Consider the following 16,544-nt stretch of genomic DNA (forward strand, 5'->3'; position numbering starts at 1 on the left):
GAAAATTTCTCAACTACAAGCAGAGCAAGTTAAAATCGAAAGCTCCAACGATTCCCTCGCTCAAAGGCTACACCAGCAAGCCAAAATCGAACTCAAACAGATTCAATCTGAAATTGAAGGACATTCACTAATTAAGCAAGAATTAGAACTAAATATTCAGCAGCTCCAGAGTCAAAAGAATACAGACGAAGCTGAATCTCCCGACCAAAAGCAGTTACTTTTACAACAACTAAATCTAGCGATTAGCAAACGACTAAAAATTCAACAAGATCTTGAAACAGAAATCGAACGATTGAATCGGGCGAAAGCAGACATACCGCCCGAACTAACCAGTCAAGAACAGCGATTAGTCGAGACTCGATCGCAATTGAACGATACCGAAATAGAATTGCAAGTAAAGATCTCGCAATTAGCAGATTTAGTCGCAGAAATTATCGATCGACATAACGAGATCGAAATATGCGATCGATCTTTAAAAATGGCTCGATTGGAATTAAGTAGCAAACAGGGTGAATTAGATAATTTAGATCTAAAAGTTAGGGCTAGATTGCAATCGATTGACGAACCAGATCCTTGGGTAGCAAAAGATTTCCAAACTACCGAACCACAACCGCCAACTATCGTTGGCGTAGCCTCTCAGAATGAGAATCGACAAATCGATCCGATCGCCGTCGAGGGAGCCTGGTACGATAAATTTATCGATAATCCCCATCTCTCTGTTTTACAACACATTGAAAAACATGGGACAATTACTGATGCTGAAGCAAGTAAAAAACTAGGCAACGCTCGATCGGTCAGACAATTTGCCAATAAATTAGAAGCATATACTCCCGATCTCCCCTTTGCAATTCGCGTAGAATCTTCACCTAAAGGTAATCGCTACCTCAAAGAAACTCAGAACTAATAGTATTGCTATGAATCCATACCAAGACGACAATTTTTCCAAAGCATATACAACAGCTCTCTACCAAACAAAGGGCATCGTTAGTATTAACGTTAAGGTTCGATCTCTAGATGCTGCTTTTGTTTCATTCTTCAACCCAACCTCCAGATCTATTAGAAGCATTTACTGTCGGGATCGATACAGCCAATGGTAAAACCTTCATGGCAAAATTAGCACTCCTCGACGCTCAGGATCGAGGGTTTGCTACTAGTTTTATAGTAGTAACCCAAGTTGCTAGTTACGAGCGATCGCGATTCGGAGACTCGCTTGATATATATTTTTGCTACTAAGTTAAGCAGGCTCTAAAGCAGATGTTTCGGAAGCTGGAAGTCTCATCTCGTGCCGAAATGGTGGCACAGCTTTGTTCTAGTTAGCTGGGTATTTATTCAAGCATTTCCAGGTTGCGGACTGCGCCACGATCGGCACTAGTCGCCAGTAGTGCATAAGCCTTGAGTGCTGCTGTGACCCGTCGCGGACGGGGTTGTGCGGGCTTCCAAGCATCTTTACCCTTTGCCTCCATCGCCTCTCGACGGCTGGCTAATTCTGCCGCTGATAAATCGACATCAATCCGCCGATTGGGGATATCGATCTGGATCGAATCGCCGTCACGTACCAGGGCAATATTGCCACCTGCTGCTGCCTCTGGCGAAGCATGACCGATCGACAGTCCCGAAGTCCCACCAGAAAAGCGACCATCGGTTAATAAGGCGCATACCTTACCTAAATCCTTGGATTTGAGATAGCTGGTTGGATAGAGCATTTCCTGCATCCCTGGCCCACCGCGTGGCCCTTCATAGCGAATAACTACTACTTCACCCGCTTTGACTTCATCGCTAAGAATGCCATTGACAGCCGCATCCTGGCTTTCATAAACCCGCGCCCGACCTGTAAACACGAGCGCACTCTCGTCTACGCCTGCTGTCTTGACAATACAACCGCGTTCCGCCAGATTCCCGTAGAGTACAGCCAGTCCCCCCTGGGTGCTGTAGGCGTTTTCGGCACTCCGAATACAACCCTCTACGCGATCGAGGTCGAGTGTATCCCAGCGGGTCGATTGACTGAATGCTTGCTGAGTCGGAATCCCCGCTGGCCCCGCTTTGAAGAAGGTATGTACGGCTGCGTCGTCAGTCTGCGTGATATCCCAGCGATCGAGCGCATCTTTGAGCGTCGGACTGTGAACGGTCGGCAAGTCTGGATGGAGTAGTCCCGCTCGATCGAGTTCGCCGAGAATGCTGGGGATACCGCCAGCTCGGTGAACGTCTTCCATATGATACTTCTGGATGTTCGGTGCCACTTTGCACAGTTGGGGCACCTGACGGGAAAGCCTGTCGATATCGTTTAAAGTAAAATCGACTTCCGCTTCGTGGGCGGCAGCTAATAAATGCAGAATAGTATTCGTCGATCCACCCATCGCGATATCGAGCATCATCGCATTCTCAAACGCTTTAAAACTGGCGATCGATCGGGGTAATACCGACTCATCATCTTGTTCGTAATAGCGGCGCGTAATGCTGACAATGGTGCGGGCGGCATTGAGGAAGAGATCCTTGCGATCGAAATGGGTCGCTAGGACAGTCCCGTTACCGGGCAAAGCCAGACCGATGGCTTCGGTCAGACAATTCATGGAATTGGCGGTAAACATGCCGGAACAGGAGCCACAGGTCGGGCAAGCCGAACGCTCGTATTCTGCGACCACCTCGTCGCTAATTCGACTATCAGCGGCAACTACCATCGCGTCTACCAAGTCTAGTTTATGTTCCGATAGCTTGGTCTTACCCGCCTCCATCGGGCCGCCAGAGACGAAGATAGCAGGAATGTTCAGCCGCAGGGCAGCCATCAACATGCCAGGGGTAATTTTGTCGCAGTTGGAAATACAGACTAGCGCATCGGCACAATGGGCATTGACCATATACTCGACTGAATCGGCGATGATCTCCCGCGAAGGCAGACTGTAGAGCATCCCATCATGACCCATCGCAATGCCATCGTCCACCGCGATCGTATTGAACTCCTTAGCGACACCACCCGCTGCTTCGATCTCCCGACACACCAATTGACCTAAATCTTTGAGGTGAACGTGACCGGGCACGAATTGGGTAAAGGAATTAGCAACTGCAATGATGGGCTTCTCGAAATCTTCAGTCTGCATTCCAGTAGCCCGCCAGAGCGCACGGGCACCTGCCATATTACGTCCGTGGGTGGAGGTTTTCGATCGATAGGTTGGCATCGCGCGTCTGGTTCGGCTAAGGGTTCTTAATAGTCTAGATTTTAAGATAAATAAGTCAGAGTCAACGCATTGTTAACCTCTTTATTACATATTCCCCCATTACCAAACAGCATATTGAAGATGGTATGACGGTTGCTGCTCTCTGCGCCGCTGCGATCGGGTACAGCGATAATACCGCTGCAAATCTGTTGATGAAGATCATCGGTGGCCCTGAGGCTGTCACTACGTTTGCGAGATCGATCGGCGACCGCCAATTTCGACTCGACCGCTGGGAGACTGCTCTCAATTCAGCGATTCCAGGCGATCTGCGGGATACATCGACACCAAATGCGATGGGACTATCTCTCCAACGACTCGCAGTTGGAGACGCACTAGAGCCACATCTCCAGTTGCAATTACGAGTTTGGCTCCAGGGTAATACGACTGGATCGGCACGCATTCGCGCTGGTGTTCCTACCGACTGGCAAGTCGGCGATAAGACGGGTACTGGCGATTACGGTACCGCCAACGATCTTGGCTTGCTGTGGCCGCCCCACCGTGCGCCCGTTGTCGTTGCAATCTACACTACTCAAGGTGAGAAAGATGCCAAGGCGCGTAATGACGTTATTGCATCGGCAGCTCGAATTGTTGTCGATTGGCTAGAATAGTAAGATTGCCATAGCAGTCCTAAATGAGTTGTGAAAATATCTTTCTTTCTTCTCTGCACCCTCTGTCTTGTTGCGCTGTCTTGTCGTTTTTTTATATCTCCTGTCGGAGAGGCTCCGCCAACGGGGGGAACCCTAGACATAAAAACGCCGCTGTCTTGTCTTGACGCATCGACTGGGAGGGAACCTCCCGGCTGCGAGCCGCTAAACCGTCGGGAAACAGAGGCGTGCGCGCACCGCTGCGCCTCTGCGGTTCAAAATATCTAGATCTCAATTCTCGCAAATAAAAGAGGATTGCTACATGTCTTCAGATATTTAGGAGGGGCTACTATTTACTAGTTGCAACCAGAGGATAAATTCCGTACCCCGATCGCTACCTGGTGGCGGACTGGTGACTTCGATTTTACCATGCATGTGGGTGACTAATTCTTTGGCGATCGCTAGTCCCAATCCAGTTCCGGCGATGCTACCTTGCGCTTGTACGCCGCGATAGTGACGGGTAAATAATTTTTCTAAATCTTGGGGAGGAATGCCCAATCCCGTATCGCGAATACAGATTTGGAGGTAAGACTTTTCTAATGTTTCTGTTGACTCGTTCGAGTCGATTTTAAACTGTTCTGGTGGCACATTTGTCAACTCAACATCGACATCAACTTCTCCACCTGCGGGCGTATATTTTAAGGCATTATCAATTAGATTGCTCAACACTTCTCGTAATGCGGCGGGATGAGCTTGAACTAATGGTAAATCGCGCGAAATATGCGTATAAAAATTTAGATCTCGTTCTTGCGCGATCGCATCAGCAGAAGCAATTAACGGATCGAGTACGTCGGTGAGCTGACAAGATTCAATCCTAAAAGCGGCATCGGGTAATAATAAATTGGCACTGGGCGATGGTGGCTCCGCTGCGCCTGCGGGTAGCGGTGTCAATTTATCGTTACGAGTTGTTGTAACTAAAGGAACGTCGATCGCACTTTCTAAATGTTGTAATAATTCTTGCAGGCGATCGCTTTCACGAACGATACTATTGGCAAAACCCCGATGGGGATCTTCGGGCTGAAGGCGTTTGATTAACAACTTGCCAAACGTCCGAATTGCCGTGAGCGGGTTCCGGAGTTGGTGTAATAAATTATGTAACAGATCTCGCTGCTGTAGTTGAATTTTTTGCTGCTGTTGGAGTTGTTGAGATAACCAATTTTGCTTACGATCGAGAATACCAGCAAAGGCGATCGTTTGGGCGATATGTTGAATCTCAGTTTGCTCGGTGGCATTCCAAGGTTGGGTTTCCCGCGTCGTCACCAGCAATCCGACAATCGTGCCGTCAGAAACTAACGGCAGTAGCAATTGATGGCGTTTGGGTCGCGTCTCGTCGCTGCTGGCTGGTGGTGGCGCGAGGGTGGTGACGCTGGCATCTTTGTTGCTGGCTAATTGTGGAAAGCCAAGCTGCGGTACTCGAATGGTAGATTTGGGTTGAGAGTCCCGATCGATCCGCTCTGGCGGGTAAATCGAGCTAGCTCCCGCCGCTGACGGGGTAATGGGCGAACGTTCGGCAATCTGAGTCATCATCTCCGACCAGACTAACTCATCGGGATAAACCACCACTGGTAATAATTTTGATTCCCCACCACCTTCAAGTTCTTCGGTCATGTACACGATACTCGCTGTCGCCCCCAAGCCTTCAGCGAGCAGCCGTAGCTGTGCGCGACACAAAGACATGAATTCGGAACTCGCAGCGGTGGACACGATGGTTGGGGTGCTGGTGATGGTTTGTCAACGTAGCCATAGCTAAAAACTCAAGGTGCTAGTTATGGGTTTTTAGTGAGATGGGTGTTGGGTGTTAGGTGTTAGGTGTTAGGTATTGGGTATTAGGTTTTATCCCATCGCTAATACCCAATACCTAATACCCAGATCTTTAACCTTGGTCATAACTAGCAACTTGCGTTACTGGTTGCTATTAGTTTATTTTGGCACGATCGGTATGATTTAGCGACATCAGCCAAGTTCATCGGAGTCAAACTCTCGATTTAGTTAAGATTTATGACATTTATTAAAATTTGCGATCGTTAAATGACCGACCGTACTTTATTTCTTCTTTATGTTGCTGGCTTTGAGCAGATTAGGAGCATATTTCTGGGGGGGTTGAGTTTTTGGGATAGAGCGGATAGAATGGCGACGGCTTTTGTAACAGGCATTACATCTGCCTGCACCAGAGAGGAGGTAAGGCGGTTGGCTAGAAGACGTAAACGGAAGAGTCGGAGACGGCAAGAAGGGCGGAGAATTTTAGAACAGGTGCCACAGTTCAGCATTGAAAGTGGCGAAGATAAACCTGTTACTGCCGCACGTAAGTACATCTTATCCGAAGGGATCTCACCACCAGCTCTGCTGCTGGTGAAACGCAACGAACACACGACAGATCGGTATTTTTGGGCAGAGAAAGGATTATTCGGCGCACAATACGTCGAAGAAAACCATTTCCTCTTTCCCAGTTTACGATCGCTGGAGCCAGAAACAGAAAGTCAGCAACTAGTAACTGTTGGCAGCAGTACCTACTAGTCAAACTGACTTTCTCTGAAAGGATCTCTATATTCATTAACAAGCACTCCAAGACGACTTCGCTGGAGTGCTTTTCTATTCTATCTCTTCACGGGCACTTAATTTCAGTGTCTCTTGAAATACGGCTAATTCGTCCCGATGTCCGCTAATTTTAATCGTCGTCGCCGCTGGTACATCGCCTGAGGATTGGACTTTGAGCCGAACTTGCTCGGTACGCGACGAGCCTTGCCAGTAGAACCAGCCAGCCAGGGGAGCCACTAGCAGCAGCCCAAATAATACTTCTCCAGCATCGGGTAACACCATCGATAAGACTAGAGCCAAGCACATCGCGCCTATGGCTGCCAAACCAGTCAGCAGCACAGTCAGGAAGATACTAGGACGTACTATACCCTCAAATGTGACGATCTCGGTATCTCGATCGACTGAAGCCACCTTGTAAGCGCGTTCGGTAAAATAGGCATCGAGCTGGGGTAATAAGACGGCTTCTGAGTCGTTACTTTCGAGTACCATTTGCTCGATCCGATCTTTAGTCGAAGCCCGAATAAAGAAAAACAAGCCGATCGCCAGTAGGATAGTGAGGATGAATGTGGAAGTTAGAACGGGATTATTCATGGGGAAGTACAAATATTGACAAATAGCTGGTGTCGATAGTGAATCGGATGTCAACCGACTAACTATCCACTATCCACTATTCACTAAAATTACTATCTATCAGAAATCGACACATAGGGCTGTTGGTGCGAACCCGTGTAAATTTGAGTAGGACGGAAGATCCGATTTTCTTGGAGTTGTTCGTTCCAGTGTGCCAGCCAGCCAGCCACTCGCGCGATGGCAAATACGGGCGTAAATAAATCGGCGGGGATGCCCATTTTCCGATATACCAAGCCAGAATAATAATCGACATTGGGATAAATCCCGCGCGTGCCTAAATATTCTTCTAACACGCGCTCTAATTCTAGAGCGATATCGTAGTAAGGATCTTCACCAAATTTGCGGAACAGTTCCTCGGCTAACTCTTGGAGAATCAGCGCGCGCGGATCTTTGACACCTTTATAAACCCGATGCCCGAATCCCATAAACTTATGCTTGGGATCTTGTGCTAGACATTGCTCGACATATGGGCGCACGTTGGCGACAGAACCGATCTTTTCGAGCATGAGGATGACTTCTTCATTTGCCCCACCATGTAGGGGGCCAGCCAGCGTACCGACGGCTGAGGCAATCACCGTGTAAGGGTCTGCAAGTGTCGAAGCCGTCACCCGCGCGGAAAATGTCGAAGCATTCATCGTATGTTCGGCATGAAGAATCAGACACACATCCATGACTTTTGCCACGATCGGATCTGGTTCTTTTTCTGTCAACATATAGAGAAAGTTGGCAGCATAATCTAAATCGTCGCGCGGCAATACGGGATCGTTACCTTTCCGCATCAGTTGAAATGCAGCTACCATCGTCGGAATTTTTGCCAGCAGTCTAATAATGGCTTGACTGACGTATTCGGGATTGGGTAAGGTATGCCGCGAATAAAATAAGCCTAACGCAGCGGCTGATGCTTGGAGTGCATCCATCGGATGTCCGGTTTCGGGAAAACATTTCATCATGTCTTTAATCCGATACTTAATCCGGCGATGAGAATAAATCTCGGTCGAAAATTCTGTCAGTTCGTGGTGAGTTGGTAATCTACCCCAAATTAATAAGAAGGCTGTTTCGAGAAAGTTACTGTGTTTGGCAAGCGATTGGACGGGAATACTGCGATATTCTAAAACGCCTTCTTTCTCCCCACGCTCGTTGGTTTGAATGCCAACATAACTAATGCTCGATTTGGCAGCAGGAACTCCTTCTAATCCAGGTCTGTATTCAGGTTTGCGATCGCCTTCTGTCATAACGGTGATGAATTAGTTAGCATGATTCATCATAGCTTGTTAGGGGAGATGGGAGCGGGGAGCGAAAAGTGTTGACGGGCGGGTCACCCGATTGGGGTTTACCAACTTTCCTCATGGGGTGGGGTGTACTGTTACCTTTCTAGTCGAACATGGTGCAAATCAAACAATCTGCGATGAAAATGGTAAAATCCCATTATAACTTTGTCGGGGGCTTTACCAAATTCGGCTAATATCTAGTATGAACCCTGGCATAACTTCGTTACAGTCAATGGAGGTTGGATCTTCTAAAATCTCTACTTCTTGTCCCGGTCTGTAAATCTCTACTCGCTTTTTCTTGGGGTCGATTAGTAAGCCCATTCGCACTTTTACCTGTTGATAATCTCTCATTTTCTTTTGTGCTTCGCTCAAGCTGTCTGTCTCAGAGCGTAGTTCGACCACAAAGTCGGGTACCAATGGGATTAGCCCAATGATGTTCACGGACTCTAGTCGAGACTTCTCAATCCACGAAACATCGGGTGATGGTTTTCCGCCGCCAAATACTGTGAGGTCATAACCTGTTGACGAGTCAAATGCTTCACCCAGTTCGGTTCTCTCATTCCACACAAAAAGCTGACCTGAGAGCTTAAAGTTTTTTCTACCGCTTTCACCGCCAGTTGGAGCCATAACAATCAATTTGGAATCGGGGGTCAGTTCAAGGCGTAGGTCGGGATTTTTGAGGCATAGGCTAGCAAACTGTTCTGGTGTGACAGTTAGGGTTGTAGTACTAACATCGAGTAGTAATGGTTGAATGTCAGTTCCGGTGATGGGAGCTGTAGCGATTGTCATAATACCTCCAAGTGTTTATGGGATCTGGTTTATGTCACTTTGATTCTATTACAGTGTCCAGTGGTGCCAAGGGTATGACAACCTCCGGTAAGCTTTGCCAACGCCAACGGACGAACTTAGAATACTTTAGCTATTCCCTACCAATCGTAAATAAGCGGTGGCTAAGGCATCTGCGTCGCCGACGTTGCCGGGGAAGAGGATGACGGGAAGATTGGGGAATTGGGGATGGGTGGGTGGCGTAACAATTGCCGAACAACCGGGGAGGATCTGACCGATCGATCGGGCGACAGCGAGGGCTAATCCCTTGCTGAGGGTGTCGTTAGATGTGATTCCACCTTTACTAATCAAAAAGCCAAGATCGGGCGGTAGGGCGCGAATGATGTCCATTAGGAGTGCAGAGACGGCTTCGCCAAATTGGAGGCGAATTTGGATGCTATCGAAGGTGAGTTCTTGACGGCTGGTATAGATTGCTGGGGTATCGCCAGCAGCATGGATACTATTAATCCGATCGACGATCGAGGCCAGTAATCCGGCTCTAATGGTAGCATTATCGCCCAAAAGTTGCGAGACATCGATTTCGACACCGACAATTCCGGGAGCTTTGAGGAGTTGGGTTAATTGCTCGGTGGTTTTTTTAACGTGGGAACCGATAATTACCGCACCGGGTTTGCCATCGCGGACGTATTTAAACATCTCGGCGGCGGGAATCGGTTGAGAGCCTAAATTAGCGAGGGAGGTGAGAATGCTCGCACCGCTGCGGAACAGAAATTTCTTACCCTGACTGACAGCGGTGAGAATGTCGGTGGCAAACTTGTCGAAATCTGACTGTCGTTCGCCATCGACGACACAACACCGATTGCGCTCTAATTGCATCAGTCGCTCTAGACTACCACTGCGGACTTCTGCAAGCAAAAATTGTACCACCCGATCGGCGGGAATTCGACCCTGAGTTTTTTCGGCAACGTAATCGGGTAAATAACTATGACTGTAGGCAAATACCGAATCGCGGGCAAATTCGGTTTTATGAACGGGGGTTTCGACACCATCCACGACTAGATAATGAATGCTATCGCGGGTAATTCTCCCGCCTTCAAAAAAGGCTGGCATTAAAAAATGCGCGTCAAAGCCGCCTAATTCTGCCGCAATGACATCGGTTTCGATCGGGTAATGTCCGCGCAAGGTAGAATCCGATCGACTCACTACCAAAAAGTTAGTAAAATTCAGCTCGGAGATTGCCGTCTTCAAATTTTGGCAAACTTCTTGCGTCACTGCGGCGGCTTGAGCTGGTGTCATCGCCCGCGTATTTGTCAAAATAAAGAAAATAGGCACGCTATCGCTCAACCCTAATTTCAATGTCGGCACATCCCACTGAGTCAACAGCAGGCAACTATGAACTGTCTGCGACCCAGTGGGGTCGTCATCGAGGACAATGATTTTAGGTTGAGTTGTCATGATTGGCGATCGATCTCCAAAATTTGCCTGTGTCACTAATAGTATCGCTAACTTGAGATAGGGGATAGGGGATAGTGGATAGTGAATAGTGAATAGTGAATAGAATTAATTTACTTCTTACTCCTTACTTCTTACTTCTTACTCCTTACTCCTTACTCCTTACTCTCCACACTCCCATCTCCAATGCTTGATAATTCCTGGTACGCTGTCGAGTTTAGCAATTTAATTTCTACTAGTCCCAAATTAATTAAAATACTCGATCGAGAAATAGTAGCGTACCGCACTACCGATGGTGACATTCACGCGATCGATAATACTTGTATCCATCGTGGTGCGGCACTTGTTAACGGTATTATTAAAGATGATTGTATCGTTTGCCCTTATCATGGCTGGCAATTTGGAGCCGATGGTAATTGTGTGAAAATTCCGGCAAATTCGCCGCTAGTAGCTATTCCTAAAGCTGCCAAAATGCAGACTTATCCAATCCGAGAAAAACATGGATGGGTGTGGCTATTTATCGGCGATGGAGAACCAGGAGAATTACCAGAACTGCCCAATTTCCCAGATGTAGGAGCGGGTAAGTTGCGATCGATTCAAGGTGAATTTAATTGGAATGCTAATTACGAACGCGTCATTGAAAATGGCTTAGATTTTGCCCACGCGCCATTCGTTCATTCAGGATCTTTCGGTAACCCCGATTTGCCCGAAATTGCCGAATTAGCGATCGAGAATTATCCCAGTGGTGCCTGTGCTACTGTCAGTCTAGCCGCCACCCCGCCTAAAGGCTTATGGAAATTTTTAGTCAGAGGCGAACGCGCACCGATTAAAACCCGCACCGGATTTGTATTGCCCAATCTGACATTTCTTGAGGTATATTTGCCATTCGGACAATTAACAATTTGGACTGCACACGTCCCGATCGATCTTTATACTACCGTGAGTAAATGGATGAATTTCCGCAGCTTTTTCACCGGGAAATGGGCTGACAGTGATACAGATCGTCGCACCATGAAGATCTTCGAGCAAGATCGACCAATTGTCGAATCACAGCGTCCGCAATTAATCCCGCCCGATCTTACCGCCGAATTATTTGTCCCCGCCGATGCACTTCAGTTGCAGTATCGCAAACTTCGCCAAAAAGCATAGATTGGTTATTACTCGCAAAAATACACTATTACTTAATATTTATAGATAACTCCCCTCCAGCATTGCTTTACCCCTTAATCGGCAGATCCGATCGTGTATTTTGGTGACATAGATTACAGTTCGATCGGCTTACTGTGCCATAATTGGGCTAACAAGATAAGCAAGTAAGCAATAACATGTAGACCAAGGAGGGTGTATAAGTATGTTAGAAAAAGTATTTTTGGCGGTTGCGATCGCCTGCGCGTTGTACTTAAATATCCAATTGAAGCCACAGCCAAAAACAGTTGAAATTGGTGTCAATTACTCAATCGAGAGTCTGCATCGATCTCAGTCGATGGTGCTAATGACGATCTAAACGCAGTTGAATCTTTATAGCTCTGAAGTTGTAACGCGATTACAACTAAGTAGCTCTGAAGAATATTAATTCACTAGTCAAAAAATTGTTGCGTCTGTACCTGTAAATAAATGACAGGAGATCGCAAAAGTCTGTAAAAACGGACTGAAAGATTTTAGTTACGATATTAATCGGCGATTCAATAAGCAACGACAAGATCCCCGACTGTCTTGTCTCGCTAAGGAGTCGGGGATCTGCTAGTATTTACCGATCGAAATTTTGCCATTGCCAATTCATCACTGATGGTAAATCGATACCGTGAGTGTAGGCATATTGACGGCATTCGATTTGAAGATTTTTCAACTTTTCTTTAGTATGCGCTCCAGCAGATTGCAATTTAGCCACCCGATCGATCGCATCGATGGCAATACTAAACCGATCGATTTGATTATTTATGGCTAATTCCATTGGTGTATTAATATTCCCTTTTTCCTTATAACCGCGAACGTGCAAATTGTCGTGATTGGTGCGGCGGTAAGTGAGGCGATGAATCAGCCAGGGATAACCGTGGAAATTAAAAATAATCGGTTTATTAGTCGTAAACAAACCATCGAAATCGCGATCGCTCAAACCATGCGGATATTCGCTCGGCGGTTGCAGCGCGAGTAAATCGACAACATTAATAAACCGAATTTTAAGATCGGGAAATTCAGCATGTAAAATCGCTACAGCCGCCAGAGCCTCTTGTGTCGGAACATCGCCAGCACAAGCAATAACTACATCCGGTTCCACACCACGATCGGTACAAGCCCATTCCCAAATCCCCAGTCCTTTAGTACAATGAGCGATCGCCGCATCCATACTTAAATATTGTAAGTGTGGTTGCTTATCAGCAACGATCGTATTAATCTGATTGGTACTTTTAAAACACAGATTGGAAATCGCCAGCAAACAATTCACATCCGGTGGTAAATAAATTCGCACCACCTCCGCACTCTTATTGGCAACAATATCTAAAAAGCCCGGATCTTGATGGCTAAAACCATTATGATCCTGTCGCCACACTGTCGAAGTAATCAACAAATTCAACGAAGAAATATCCGCCCGCCACGTTAATTTGCGTGAAATTTCCAACCACTTCGCATGTTGATTGAACATCGAATCGATAACGTGGACGAAAGCCTCATAAGTCGAGAATAAACCATGTCGGCCCGTCAACAGATAGCCCTCCAGCCAGCCTTCTAAGGTATGCTCGCTGAGAATTTCCATTACCCGACCGTCTGGGGCTAATTCAGCACCATCAGCGTCCTCTGGGAGATAATTGCCCCACCACACCTTTTTAGTCGCCTCGTACACCATCTGAAGCTGATTAGAAGCCGTCTCATCCGGCCCGAATAGCCGAAAATTATCGGGATTGGCGCGGATGATATCTCGCATAAATACCCCCAAAGGTTGAGTATTTGAAACGAGGATCTGTCCGGGGATAGCTATATCGACCCCATAGTTCCGAAAATCTGGCAACCGCAACACCTTACGAATCAGACCACCATTGGCATGAGGGCTACTCCCCATCCGTTTGGTACCTTGAGGCGCAACTGATCGAAACTCCGCTCTCAATTTCCCGCCATCGTCGAATAGTTCTTCGGGATGGTAACTGTGCAGCCATTCCGACAACATTTGCAGTTGCTCTGGACGCTGCTTAACTTCCTTGAGCGGGACTTGATGCGATCGCCAGGAGCCTTCTAACTTATGCCCATCAAGCTCTTTAGGGCAAGTCCAACCTTTAGGAGAGCGCAAGACGATCGCCGGATATAGCGGACGTGTAGTATCTCCATCCTGACGCGCACGCGCTTGGAGAGCCTGAATATCTGCCACACAGCGATCGAGAGTCGCCGCCATCGTCTGGTGCATGGTATCGTAGTCTTCACCCTCCACAAAGTAGGGCGTATAACCATAACCCTGCAACAACCGTTCTAATTCCTCATGGCTAATCCGCGCCAACACCGTCGGGTTATTAATCTTATAACCATTCAGATGCAGAATCGGCAACACCACCCCATCCCGACGCGGATCGAGAAACTTATTAGAATGCCAAGCAGTAGCTAACGGCCCAGTTTCCGCCTCACCATCGCCAATAACCGCGATACTAATCAAATCGGGATTGTCGAACACCGCACCATAAGCATGAGAAATACTATAGCCCAGTTCGCCCCCTTCATGAATCGAGCCGGGAGTTTCGGGAGTACAATGACTACCAATGCCGCCTGGAAAAGAAAACTGCCGAAAGAAAGCCAGCATCCCTTCGGTATCTTCAGTTTTATCGGTATAAATTTCTGAGTAACTGCCCTCTAAATAAACCGGAGCCAGCACCCCCGGCGCACCATGTCCGGGGCCAGTAATATAAATAGCATTCAGATCGTATTTATTAATAATCCGGTTGATATGGGTATAAATAAAGCTCAAACCAGGGCTAGTACCCCAGTGTCCCAGTAACCGATTTTTAATTTGCTCGGATGTCAGCGGTTCGCGCAGCAGCGGATTATCTTTAAGATAGATCATCCCCGCTGCTAAATAGTTACAAGCTCGCCAAAAGCCGTGAATTTGATGTAATTCTGAAGGGCTGAGGGCTGTTGACGAAGCTGAAGTGAGATTTGGATCGATTTTTGAGATACTACTTACCACAATTATGTCCACAGATAGCCCCTCAAAACTACCACTACTGTTATCTGCTGGCGACCTCCATTAGGAAGAGATCGATATCTGTCAAAAGGTAGATTGAGACCTTTGGTTGAGTGTGTTGGGTTTTGCGTTGAGATCTACCCAACATACAGATCCTCGTACTTATTTTGTTATCATCGAGATAGATCGAGTAATTAGAGAATATGGTATGACTAAGAGACATTTAAAAGCATCTCGGCTTAAATATCTCGATCGACAAAAAGCTTTGTTCGATCGTGCTAAACCGGAATTAGTCGATCGATATTTGGGCAAATTTGTTGCTTTTGAAGATGGTCGCATTTTAGATCGCGATCTAGACAGACAAAAATTAGTCAAACGTGTTTATCGACAATACAGCGATCGAGACTTATTAATCGAACGAGTCTGCTCAGAGGAACTACCTCTATCTGTAGTGAATGTATCCCACTCCCACAATCCACAATTCCGGATTCCTGGTTTGCTGACTGGAACACTTGGCAATGCTTTTTTTGAACCATTACCAGAAGATGAACTCCAGCAATGGGAATAGCTAATATCATTATCCCGATCGATATTGTTTGAGATCGATCGACTTCAACCCCGTTATCCTATCGAATCATGCATGTCAAAGAATTAAAGCTCCACAATTTTCGAGGGATTAAAGATCTGCACCTATCGTTTAATATAGAACGTAATGTTGTTGTATTGGTCGGCATTAATGGCGTTGGCAAATCTAGTATCCTTGACTGCATAAATTTTTTAGTACAATACTATGCAATGATTCGCGAGACATATCATTTGTCTGATGACGAATCTCTCTTTTACCGCCCTGCTAGACTTACAAGAATAATTCCTGACTTCAATGAAATTATTTCATTGTTAGACATACGTAATGGAGACAGCTATACTGACATCAGCGTAGTTTTTGACTACGCTGAAAATAATACTGCTGAATGGAGATTAATTAAATTCAAAGATGATAACGATTACAGGTCGTGGGAAGCAGTACATGATAAAGTAAAAGAAAAAATTGTTCGCCAGAGTAATTTAATCTCGATTAATAATTATTTTTACTACCTTTCAAATCGTCAAGTCATAGATTATCCAGAGCTAATATCAGAGATTAATGCTCTTCCTCCACCTGCATATTTACATGAAAGAATAGAAGTTGATGAAATCATCAATTTTAAAGATTTCTCTAAGTGGTTCAAAGAAACAGAAGATTTGGAAAATGAACAGAGGTTGTCAGATGATAATCAGTATCGTCACCCTCAACTTGAAGCCGTCCGTCAAACAGTCTATTCATTGCTAGGCAAAGGTTATACAAATTTAACGTTTAGACGAGCAATTGATAAAATGACTATTAAAAAATCAAATCGAGAAATAGCGATAGATTTACTATCTGACGGCGAGAAAAATTTATTAGCAATGGTAAGTGATTTGTCAAGACAACTAGCTAAAAATAATAAAAATCTTGATAATCCTCTAGAAGCTTCTGCATTGGTATTAATTGACGAAATAGAATTACATTTACATCCAGCATGGCAACGGATGATTCTTCCTCGCTTGACTCAAACATTCCCTAACTGTCAATTTATCGTTACTACTCACTCACCTCAAGTTTTAAGTCATGTCGATCCTGAATGTATTCACATCCTCGATTATGATGGCGATAATGTGGTCGTAAAACGTCCAGATAGTTCTTATGGATTGGATAGCAATCGTATTTTAGAAGATATATTAGGTGTCTCTAAACGTCCGCAAGAAATTCAAGAACGAATGTCGGAACTGTTTAGAACTATTAATGATAACGATTTAGATAGTGCCAAAGAGATAGTCA

General features: G+C 46.1%; 14 protein-coding genes and 2 pseudogenes. 9 read left to right on the forward strand and 7 right to left on the reverse strand.

All coding sequences use genetic code 11. The features are described from left to right. From Q0R35_RS12780 to Q0R35_RS19565, 3 genes and pseudogenes are all read left to right on the forward strand, one after another. Positions 1-904: hypothetical protein (locus Q0R35_RS12780; RefSeq protein ID WP_295618633.1), on the forward strand; the 904-nt coding region annotated here is incomplete at its 5' end. Between the two features lie 110 nt (positions 905-1,014). Beyond that, entirely contained in the window at positions 1,015-1,233 is a 219-nt protein-coding gene (locus Q0R35_RS12785; protein ID WP_295618636.1) for a hypothetical protein, read from the forward strand. Next, positions 1,234-1,317: pseudogene (locus tag Q0R35_RS19565) on the forward strand (LuxR family transcriptional regulator); the annotation flags it as partial. Between the two features lie 8 nt (positions 1,318-1,325). Here the strand turns inward: Q0R35_RS19565 and ilvD are convergent. Next, positions 1,326-3,170, reverse strand: a complete 1,845-nt coding sequence (gene ilvD / locus Q0R35_RS12790) for a dihydroxy-acid dehydratase (RefSeq protein ID WP_295618639.1) — start codon at positions 3,168-3,170, stop codon at positions 1,326-1,328. Between the two features lie 83 nt (positions 3,171-3,253). Here ilvD and bla point away from each other — a divergent pair. Beyond that, positions 3,254-3,817: pseudogene (gene bla, locus Q0R35_RS12795) on the forward strand (class A beta-lactamase); the annotation flags it as partial. 312 nt (positions 3,818-4,129) lie between these two features. On the opposite strand, the gene Q0R35_RS12800 reads toward bla, so the two are convergent. Continuing rightward, positions 4,130-5,530 carry an ATP-binding protein gene (locus tag Q0R35_RS12800; protein ID WP_295618643.1) on the reverse strand — a complete coding sequence of 467 codons (1,401 nt, stop codon included), beginning with the start codon at positions 5,528-5,530 and terminating at the stop codon, positions 4,130-4,132. A 510-nt stretch (positions 5,531-6,040) separates the two neighbouring features. Here Q0R35_RS12800 and Q0R35_RS12805 point away from each other — a divergent pair. Beyond that, positions 6,041-6,367: a DUF3155 domain-containing protein gene (locus Q0R35_RS12805; RefSeq protein WP_295618674.1), complete on the forward strand. Its 327-nt coding sequence runs from the start codon at positions 6,041-6,043 to the stop codon at positions 6,365-6,367. Positions 6,368-6,442: 75 nt separating this feature from the next. Here the strand turns inward: Q0R35_RS12805 and Q0R35_RS12810 are convergent, their stop codons facing one another. The 4 genes from Q0R35_RS12810 to Q0R35_RS12825 all read right to left on the reverse strand — a co-directional run bounded on the left by Q0R35_RS12810 (position 6,443) and on the right by Q0R35_RS12825 (position 10,527). Continuing rightward, complete coding sequence (locus tag Q0R35_RS12810; protein WP_295618647.1) at positions 6,443-6,979, reverse strand: cofactor assembly of complex C subunit B; 537 nt, start codon at positions 6,977-6,979, stop codon at positions 6,443-6,445. Positions 6,980-7,071: 92 nt separating this feature from the next. Then, complete coding sequence (locus Q0R35_RS12815) at positions 7,072-8,250, reverse strand: citrate synthase (RefSeq protein ID WP_295618650.1); 1,179 nt, start codon at positions 8,248-8,250, stop codon at positions 7,072-7,074. A gap of 213 nt (positions 8,251-8,463) precedes the next feature. After that, a complete protein-coding gene (locus Q0R35_RS12820) occupies positions 8,464-9,075 on the reverse strand; it encodes a Uma2 family endonuclease (protein WP_295618653.1) in 612 nt (203 codons plus the stop codon). 126 nt (positions 9,076-9,201) lie between these two features. Then, positions 9,202-10,527 carry a four-carbon acid sugar kinase family protein gene (locus Q0R35_RS12825; RefSeq protein WP_295618656.1) on the reverse strand — a complete coding sequence of 442 codons (1,326 nt, stop codon included), beginning with the start codon at positions 10,525-10,527 and terminating at the stop codon, positions 9,202-9,204. Between the two features lie 183 nt (positions 10,528-10,710). Here Q0R35_RS12825 and Q0R35_RS12830 point away from each other — a divergent pair, with 183 nt between their 5' ends. Beyond that, positions 10,711-11,673, forward strand: a complete 963-nt coding sequence (locus Q0R35_RS12830) for an aromatic ring-hydroxylating dioxygenase subunit alpha (RefSeq protein ID WP_295618659.1) — start codon at positions 10,711-10,713, stop codon at positions 11,671-11,673. 202 nt (positions 11,674-11,875) lie between these two features. After that, entirely contained in the window at positions 11,876-12,028 is a 153-nt protein-coding gene (locus Q0R35_RS12835) for a hypothetical protein (protein ID WP_295618662.1), read from the forward strand. A gap of 243 nt (positions 12,029-12,271) precedes the next feature. On the opposite strand, the gene Q0R35_RS12840 is transcribed toward Q0R35_RS12835, so the two are convergent. After that, the gene (locus Q0R35_RS12840) at positions 12,272-14,677 is read right to left on the reverse strand and encodes a phosphoketolase family protein (RefSeq protein ID WP_366944884.1); all 2,406 of its coding nucleotides are present in this window, start codon (positions 14,675-14,677) and stop codon (positions 12,272-12,274) included. Positions 14,678-14,894: 217 nt separating this feature from the next. Here Q0R35_RS12840 and Q0R35_RS12845 point away from each other — a divergent pair, with 217 nt between their 5' ends. Then, positions 14,895-15,254, forward strand: coding sequence for a hypothetical protein (locus tag Q0R35_RS12845; RefSeq protein WP_295618665.1), 360 nt, complete (start codon positions 14,895-14,897; stop codon positions 15,252-15,254). A 68-nt stretch (positions 15,255-15,322) separates the two neighbouring features. After that, a partial coding sequence (locus tag Q0R35_RS12850; protein WP_295618668.1) for an AAA family ATPase occupies positions 15,323-16,544 on the forward strand: 1,222 nt, incomplete at its 3' end.

It is taken from the genome of Chamaesiphon sp. GL140_3_metabinner_50 (assembly GCF_025361915.1).
Lineage (GTDB): Bacteria > Cyanobacteriota > Cyanobacteriia > Cyanobacteriales > Chamaesiphonaceae > Chamaesiphon.